Source organism: Pluralibacter gergoviae ATCC 33028 = NBRC 105706 (assembly GCF_001598855.1).
Classification (GTDB): Bacteria; Pseudomonadota; Gammaproteobacteria; order Enterobacterales; family Enterobacteriaceae; genus Pluralibacter; species Pluralibacter gergoviae.
In genome coordinates, this window is sequence record NZ_BCZS01000083.1 from 1 (window position 1) to 1,334 (window position 1,334).

Here is a 1,334-nt window from a genome sequence, read left to right on the forward strand (position 1 = left end):
GAAAACGGAATCTATGGTCACTCCCGTTTTTGCAACACCGATTTTGACGACAAGTTGGCTTGCTTGAATCTATCCGGCGTCTGAATGGGATTTTATTCCCGCGCCTTGATGAGTTCCGCGCCTGATGAACCTCCAGAAAATATACGGCTTCAATGAGCCTTTCCGTTTTACAGGTTCCTCAACAGGCCGGTGGGCCGTTAGTATCATCAATATCAGTATTCGCAAAACCAGATCAGTAATTCTTTAAACCGGTGTATTTCTGCCGTTATGCTACATAAGTTTGCTGTCGTGCCGTTAGGGCCCAGGCTATTCTGGCCAGCTTGTTTGCCAGAGCACAAGTGACGACAAAGTTGCTTTTCCGGCACAGTAAATCCCTGACCCAATCGGCCAATTTGCCAGACTGGTGTTCCAGTTTTTGTATGAATACCCTGGCACATTGAACCAACAAAGTTCGGATCTTTTTATTACCTCGCTTACTAATTCCCAGCAATGTCGTCCTACCTCCCGTGCTGTACTGCCGAGGTACAAGCCCTGTTGCCGCCGCAAAGTCACGGCTGCTGGCGTACTGCTTCCCGTCGCCAATCTCAGTTGAAATAGTACTCGCTGTCAGTGTTCCGACGCAGGGAATGCTCAGCAAGCGCTGTCCAACCTCATCTTCGTCCAACTTTCGTTTCAACTGGGATTCCAAATCTTTAATCTGCTCAACAAGATAGTGATAATGCTGTTGTAATTTCAGCAATAACTGGCTGAGGTAAAGAGGCAAACTATTATCCTCAAGAATGGTACTCAGTCGGCTAATAACGGCAGCTCCTCGGGGAACGCTAATGCCAAATTCCAGCAGAAAAGCATGCATTTGATTGGTTGTTTTTACCTTATCCTGAACCAGGGATTCACGGACACGATGCAGAGCCCGCATTGCCTGCTGAGATTCCGTTCTGGGCTGCACAAAACGCATAGACGGACGCGATGCAGCTTCACAAATAGCTTCGGCGTCGACAAAGTCGTTTTTATTGCTTTTAACGAACGGGCGGACAAATTGTGGTGATATCAGCTTTGGGGAATGCCCCAACTCTTCCAACTTGCGTGCCATAAAGTGAGAACCGCCACAGGCTTCCATTGCGATGGTTGTAGCGGGGCATGTCGCCAAAAATTCGATCAACTTTGGCCGGGTAAATTTTTTACGGTAAACAGCCTTCCCGCGACGATCCTGGCAATGAATATGGAAAGAGTTTTTACCCAGATCGATACCAATGAGCGCAATGTTTTCCATGATAGTTCTCCGAATGAAAGCCTGTCCTCAGCATAGTACCGGGAAGGAGGGAGTGACCATCTCA

At 47.9% G+C, this 1,334-nt stretch carries 1 protein-coding gene; it reads right to left on the minus strand.

Annotated elements, in window-relative coordinates:
• Positions 1–265: 265 nt before the first annotated feature.
• Positions 266–1,270, minus strand: a complete 1,005-nt coding sequence (locus ENGE1_RS26175; RefSeq protein ID WP_000427623.1) for an IS110-like element IS4321 family transposase — start codon at positions 1,268–1,270, stop codon at positions 266–268.
• Positions 1,271–1,334 lie beyond the last annotated feature (64 nt).